Source organism: Citrobacter amalonaticus (assembly GCF_037053465.1).
GTDB classification, from domain to species: domain Bacteria; phylum Pseudomonadota; class Gammaproteobacteria; order Enterobacterales; family Enterobacteriaceae; genus Citrobacter_A; species Citrobacter_A amalonaticus_H.
Window position 1 is genome coordinate 1 of the sequence record NZ_JBALIF010000037.1, and the last position, 7187, is coordinate 7187.

The following is a 7187-nucleotide window of genomic DNA, read 5'->3' on the forward strand; positions in this document are numbered from 1 at the left end:
CACAGCATATTTTTCAGTGAGAGCAAGTGGTTTACGCAATTAACACCTCAATCAAATATTTTCCGCATGAAACTTTATGTTTGGCATCTAATCTAAAATAATAAAAATGTAGGTATGAATTATTGGTTCTATATGTTTTTAGATGTTACGCAAGCTAAGTTATATTTTATTTAATACTAACAGTGTGCTGGGTTAAATATCAACTTCAACATCCTGAAATGGACTGTGCTTATGAAAGTGGACACTTTTGACGGAAAAGGTAAATTTTAAATCTTGTGGTGATGATAATTTGATTAATAGAATGCTTTCGTGCGCAAGTTATTTCATAACTGATGCGTGCGTGCTTCTTTAATTTGATTTTCTAAACAGGTATATAAATGAAAAAGTCTCTGATTGCTGCATCTATGGTTATTCTTTCCGGTTCTGCGTTTATGGCTCATGCTGAATCCACCGGTACCATTACTTTCAATGGTATGGTGACTGACACCACTTGTGACGTCAGTGTCAACGGTCAGGGTCCGACTGCGACCGTTCAGTTGCCAACTGTTTCTTCCACTCTGTTGGCCGTCAAAGGTGACGTGACTGGCCGTACCCAGTTCAACATGGAACTGACCAACTGTACATTGGGTACTACAACAGGTGACACCGTGTCACAGGTTTCCGCCTTCTTCCAGGACGGTGCCACTGTTGATCCGTCAACCGGCCACCTGAAGCAGCAGGAACCGGCTGGTGCGACCAACGTGTCCTTGCAGTTGCTCGATGGGACAACCTTCGCTCCAATCAAGGTCGGTGATTCTTCTCAGATTACTGACAGCACGTACTATGCAATGACTGATACCGGTGATGCGACTGGAAACGTACTGCCGACTATCGAAATGCCGTATGCGGTTGAGTATTTCGCTGATGGCCAGGCTACTCCGGGCCCGGTGAGCAGCTCTGTTGTTTACAACCTGATGTACAAGTAATCCAGTAAATGTCTCAGGCCCTCCCGTATGCCGGGAGGGATGTCTGTTTTCGTCTCTCTGGTAATCCTCATGCATAAACTTGTTATCCGTTCTACCTGCTTGCTGGCCGGCATACTCTGCTTTAGCGCTTCCGCCAATGTGATGCTCAACGGTACCCGTGTTATCTACCCGGCATCGGAAAAGGAAGTCACCGTAAAAATCACCAACAACGATAAAACCGCCGTTCTGATTCAGAACTGGGTGGATACTGGTGATGTGAATGCGACGCCGGAGACGATTAATGCGCCGTTTGTCCTGACGCCGCCTATGAACCGTATTGATCCGGGCAAGGGACAGACCCTGCGTCTGACCTACACCGGTTCGCATGAAGCCAGGGACAAAGAGACCCTGTTCTTCCTGAACGTACTGGAAATCCCGCCCATCCGCAAAGATGTGGCCAACCCGAACCAGGTGCGGGTGGCGTTTCGTACCCGTATTAAAATGTTCTACCGCCCGGATGGCCTGAAGCCGGACGCGAAGACAGCAGCGGAAAGTATTAAGTGGGTGATGCATGACGGCAGGCTGCAGGCGGTCAATGATTCTCCGTACTACGTGACCCTGGTGCAGGTGCGCGTACATAACGATAAGGCCTTGGTAGACATGGTGGCACCGCACGGCACTCTGGATGTCAGTTTCAAAAAAGGCAAGGTTGCCGCTTCTCACGGTGATAAGGTCAGCTATGACTACATCAACGACTGGGGTGCGGTGAAGTCAGCAGAAACTGCGTTACAGTAACGCTGCGGATAACATTCAAATGAAATCAGCTTTCACAGTCCCACGGCTGTCTTGGCTGGCGTGCCTTATTGCCGCCATCACAAGTTCCAGCACCCTCTATCCGCTGGCCGCGTTTGCAGCAGACACCGGTAATGTTTCCGGCGATAAAACCGCTGCAACTGAGGTTCTCTCCTTTGACCCGGTGTTCCTGAGCAAGGCACCTTCCAGCCAGGTGGACCTGAAGCGCTTTGAGCGCGGGGCCAGCGCCATGCCGGGAGACTATCCGGCTGACATCTTCGTTAATGACATCAGTATCGGTAAGAACACCATCACCTTTCGCGAACAGCCCGACAAATCTGTTGCTCTCTGCCTGACCCCAGGAGTCATTAAACAGATGGGGCTTGATTACAGACAACTGAAACCGGAGGTGCGCGAATTGCTTAAAAATGATGATGCCGGTTGCCAGCTATTAAGCCAGGTGCTCCCGGATGCGTCGCCGGTGTTTGATTCCGGTGCCCAGCGTCTCGACATCTCCGTCCCGCAGGCTCTGATTAAAAATGCCGGGCGAGGCTACGTCAGCCCGGAACTCTGGGATAGCGGAGTGCCAGCAGCCACTCTCGGCTATAACAGCAACTTCTACACCACGAAAAGCAACGGCCAGGAGTTGAAGAGCGGCTACGTCGGCCTGAATAGCGGGGTGAATATAGGTGCTTGGTATTTCCGTCATAACGGGAACTACAACTGGCAGGATGACACCGGTGGCAAGTACCAGCGCATCAACACCTACGTCCAGCGCGATATCGCGCAGATTGGCGGGCGCCTGGTGCTTGGTGAAAATAATACCAGCGGCCAGGTCTTTGACTCCCTGCCGTACACCGGTGGAGAGTTGATTGATGATGACCGCATGCGGCCGCAGTCCGAGCGCGGCTTCGCCCCGGAAATTCGTGGTATTGCGCGCACTAACGCTCGGGTCACTGTCCGACAGAACGGGCAGATTATCTATGACACCACCGTTGCGCCGGGGGCCTTTGTCATTAATGACCTGTATCCGACTGGTTACGGCGGGGATCTGGATGTGACTGTTACAGAGGCGGACAATTCCACTCAGACCTTCAGCGTGCCATACTCCTCAGTCAGCCAACTGCTGCGTCCGGGGTCCTCCCATTACGATATGGTTATCGGTAAGCTCAATGACGACAGCATCAGCGACGACCCACAACTCTACCAACTGACCTACCAGCGTGGTCTGTCCAATCTGTTCACCGGTTACGGCGGCCTGCAGCTCAGCACCCACTATTATGCTCTTGAACTGGGTACCGCCCTGAACACCCCGTTGGGGGCACTGGCCTTTGACTCTACACAGTCCCGCACGCACCTGAATACCAATAGCTGGGAAGGAATGGGTTACGATAACAGCATGTCCGGCCAGAGCTACCGGGTCAGCCTCAGCAAATACATTCAGGACACGAAGAGCAACATCTCCATTGCGGCCTACCGTTTCTCAACCTCTGGCTACATGGATTTTCGTACTGCTATGCAGACCGTGGAGGCAATTGACCACGGTGACAACCCGGGCGATATATATCGGCCAAAAAACAAACTGACCATTACCGCTAACCAGGGGTTACCGGACGGCTGGGGTCAGTTCTACAGCTCGGGCTATGTACAGGATTACTGGAATCGCGATACCGGGTCTGACCTGCAGTATCAGGTGGGCTACAGCAACTGGTTTCATAACGTCTCCTATAGCTTCAACGCCGGGCGTTCGCGCAACGGGGACGGCGATATAGAGACTACCTTCCTGTTTAACATCAGCATGCCGCTTGGATCATCGGACCAGCAGAACAAACCGCAGCTGAATGCTTCCATTACTCGTGACGGATCTGGCAACACCGGTGAGCTGGTGGGGATTTCCGGCACAGGCGGGGCTGATCATCAGTACAGCTACGGTGTTTCCGGCTCCCACTACAACAACGGTATCGGCAGCAGCGGCACCGCCAACGGTCAGTACCGTAGTCCGTATACCAACATAATGGGCTCAGTCAGCACCGGGGACGGATATAACTCAGCATCGGCTGGTTTGAGCGGAACCGTCATTGGCTTTGAAGGTGGAGCGGTGTTCACTCCGTACACCGGAGATACTTTCGCCATCGTGGAGGCGAAAGGGGCCAGTGGTGCCCGCGTGGGGAACTACAGCGGCGTGACAGTGGACCACTGGGGGCATGCTGCCGTGCCATATCTCAACCCATATGAGATGAATGAAATAGACCTTGACCCGAAAGGGCTACCGTATGATGTGGAACTGGAAACCACCAGTCAGAAGGTGGCCCCGCATGCTGGTGCCGTCGTGCGTCTGAAATACCCGACGCAACGCGGTTATCCGGTCCTGATTGCGGCACACACCGCGGGGAACGGACCTATCCCGTTCGGTGCCGAAGTGACAGACAGTAAAGGCAACGTTGTGGGGTCCGTGGGGCAAGGAAGCGTGATTTACGCCCGGGTGGAGAACGAACGTGACCATCTGCGGGTGATATGGGGGAGTGGCGATGGCCAGCAGTGTGGCGTGAGCTATATGCTGACGCCACTGACGGAGAATGCTCCGGCCACCACCCTAAATCGTTTTAACACGGTGTGTAACTGATTTTTCTGTAGGTACATTATGAATATCATGCAACCCTTTTCAGCTTTATTGCGATTCTCTTACCCGGTGGTCCGGCCCCGTTATATTGCCATGCTGCTCCTTATTCTGTTGGGGTATTGTTCTGTTAGCCAGGCCACTACCTGCCAGTATGTCCACGGATCGACAGGGCCACAGGTGACCTCGTTCAGCCTGACGCCGGCAAATATCACGGCCGGAGCGGATCTGCCTAACGGTACGGTGCTGTACCGGGGGGATATCGGATGGCAGGCTGCAGCAGATACTATCTGGATCGGCTGCGATGCTCCCACCACGATACTGCAGAACCTGTACGTTGACAGTGCTCCGCATGGGCTGTCAGCTTGGGGAGGCTCGCCCTTTGGCGGAACCACTTACGAAACGGGGATCCCCGGGATTGGTATTGCCATCTGGTTTTCAGACCCCACTAAAGGGGCCACGACCAGCACGCCTGATTTGCAGGCAACTGTATCTATTACACCGCCAACGATCAAAGGTTTCCCGACGCCGCTTAAATTTTCCTTGATAAAAACCGGGAATATTCAGCCCGGGACCTTAAATGGTGCGGATTTACCCTCCGTTATAATGAAGGCAGAAAGTAACGGGGTCAGCGGACTTCCCCTGACGCTGCTGCGCGGAAATTTCAGCGGCATTATTAATATAGTATCCCAGACCTGCCAGACGCCGGACGTGACCGTACCCATGGGTACCTATGAAATCACGAAGTATTTTCGTGGCGTAGGCTCCAGCACCCCGTGGGTGGATGCCTCCATTCAGTTGGTAAACTGCCCCCGGTTTTACGGGTATCACTCTGATTCATCATTAGTGAATTATGACCCGATGAGCGGGATGGGCACGTTTACCTCGACAACTCCCAACCTGCTGAAGGTGTCGCTCCAGCCGGCCACCAACATCGCCGACCAGGCCAACGGTGTGCTGGAAGTGAATGCCAATGGTAGTTCCGGCAGTCCGGCTACTGGCGTGGGAATACAGTTGGGATATACGCCGGACAATATTAATGCCAGCCCGACAGCCCCGACAACAATCTGGAAAAGCGGGGACATCTGGTCCGTGACGCCGCCGAATAACGGAACCGCTAACTTCCGTATTCCGCTGGCAGCCCGCTATTACCAGTATGACAAAGCGGTTACCCCGGGGCCGGCGAACGCGCAGATCACCTTTGTGATTGACTACAACTGACAGGGCGGTACGGAGAATTATCTCCGTACCGGAATGATAGAAAAGCGCTACAAATCCTGATGTTAAGGGAGACAGGGGATCAAAACGCTGTACTAAAAGTAAAAAATGTCTGGAAACTTACTGTCAGGCAAAATTATACCGAGTTCGTTTATTTCCAGGGCCGGAGAAAGGCTTCCGTGTTTGCATCCGACAATCCATATTAGTAGTCGCAGGGTTAAATACTTGGAGTGAAAACATACGTTAAGTAGGTAATTTATTGTTTAAATTGATATTTAACTCCCTTTGCCCCTATTCATAATATCCTCTGGTAGCATAAACCTGCATAATGCCCAGGTATATTGATATGCCTGGGTATTAGTAAGATAACCGCGTGATATCCGGTCGGATGTGGAGACAGGAAGTTAGCTTTAATGCAGATACATAGGCAGGGAAACTAAATTCAAATTAATTTTTTATATCTAAAATCAAATTAATAGGCGTCAAGTTCGTTTGCATTCTTGCAGTCAATAAAGGTACTTGGCAAATCCGTATCACTAAATAACAGTACGGAACACCGCTACATTTCTCCTGCCCATGTTTATCTCCAGGGAATGGACTGGTGGTTTTCATAAAATGGTAAGCCTTCTTCAACAACCTCTACATAGAATGGCACTGATGATTGCGTGTTATCGTGTCGCGAAGCGACTGCTATAACTGCTCAACGTGGTTCACTGATGGCGAGTAAACTGGCTGGTAAATCACCATGAACTTCGGATTTTGTTTCAGCCAGCGCTGTGTCTCCAGCTTTATGGATACTTAGTTATCCACGACGAGCGTGATGGTTTTGCCTGCCAGCATGTGACTATAAGTTGTTTGAGTAGCCTGATGAACTGCACCGAACTTTTGCTTCAGTACCTCCTGCGACATCTCTTTGCTCAGACTTAGATTAGCGACCAGCTTCTGAAGTCGCTGATTTTCATCCTCCAGCCTCGGCAGATGCCGCAGTTCTGTCATACCAGGACCTGAAAATTTCTTCTTCTATAAAAAAGTAGTGACCTCAGAAATCCCTGTCTTTCTTTTTGCAAATATCCCTGATGCAGGGAAGGTAGGGCGGTTTCAACCTGTATTAGCGCAAAAGCTATTTGTTTTCGATGTAACCGCGCTTTGCCATAGCGGATATACCTTCGGGTACTGTGGAAAAAAAACAGGATGTTTCAGTTTATCCTGGCACTGCTTTCAGGAAATAAAATAATTTTTTACTAAAAAACACATATGTGAAACAATTCTATCGAGCGAATCATTCCTTACCACAAGGTTTAAAATTCATTTTTTGTCTAAAATATCCATTTTTATAAGATAAGTCTATTTTTGGATTTTATGATTTTTGGTGGGTTACTCAGTCTGTTAATATAATCTAGGGGGGGTATTTATCAGATGTAAATAAACTCATATAATTAATAAATTTAACTTTATTATATATTCAAAAGGATGTAAAATTTAGTTGTTATTAATGATTTATGTCTGCTGTTTTTATTATTTGAAATTAGATGCTGAACATAAAGTTTCATGCGGAAAATATTTGATTGAGGTGTTAATTGCGTAAACCACTTGCTCTCACTGAAAAATATGCTGTA

At 49.8% G+C, this 7187-nt stretch carries 4 protein-coding genes and 1 pseudogene; 4 read left to right on the forward strand and 1 reads right to left on the reverse strand.

The window, feature by feature from the left end; translation table 11 throughout:
* Positions 1–377 precede the first annotated feature (377 nt).
* From WB371_RS23445 to WB371_RS23460, 4 genes are all read left to right on the forward strand, one after another.
* Positions 378–965: a fimbrial protein gene (locus tag WB371_RS23445; RefSeq protein WP_336222352.1), complete on the forward strand. Its 588-nt coding sequence runs from the start codon at positions 378–380 to the stop codon at positions 963–965.
* A 69-nt stretch (positions 966–1034) separates the two neighbouring features.
* Positions 1035–1739, forward strand: coding sequence for a molecular chaperone (locus WB371_RS23450; protein ID WP_336222353.1), 705 nt, complete (start codon positions 1035–1037; stop codon positions 1737–1739).
* 19 nt (positions 1740–1758) lie between these two features.
* Positions 1759–4359, forward strand: a complete 2601-nt coding sequence (locus WB371_RS23455; RefSeq protein WP_336222354.1) for a fimbria/pilus outer membrane usher protein — start codon at positions 1759–1761, stop codon at positions 4357–4359.
* A gap of 27 nt (positions 4360–4386) precedes the next feature.
* Positions 4387–5574, forward strand: coding sequence for a fimbrial protein (locus WB371_RS23460; protein ID WP_336222355.1), 1188 nt, complete (start codon positions 4387–4389; stop codon positions 5572–5574).
* 561 nt (positions 5575–6135) lie between these two features.
* On the opposite strand, the pseudogene WB371_RS23465 reads toward WB371_RS23460, so the two are convergent.
* Positions 6136–6461: pseudogene (locus tag WB371_RS23465) on the reverse strand (transposase); the annotation flags it as partial.
* Positions 6462–7187 lie beyond the last annotated feature (726 nt).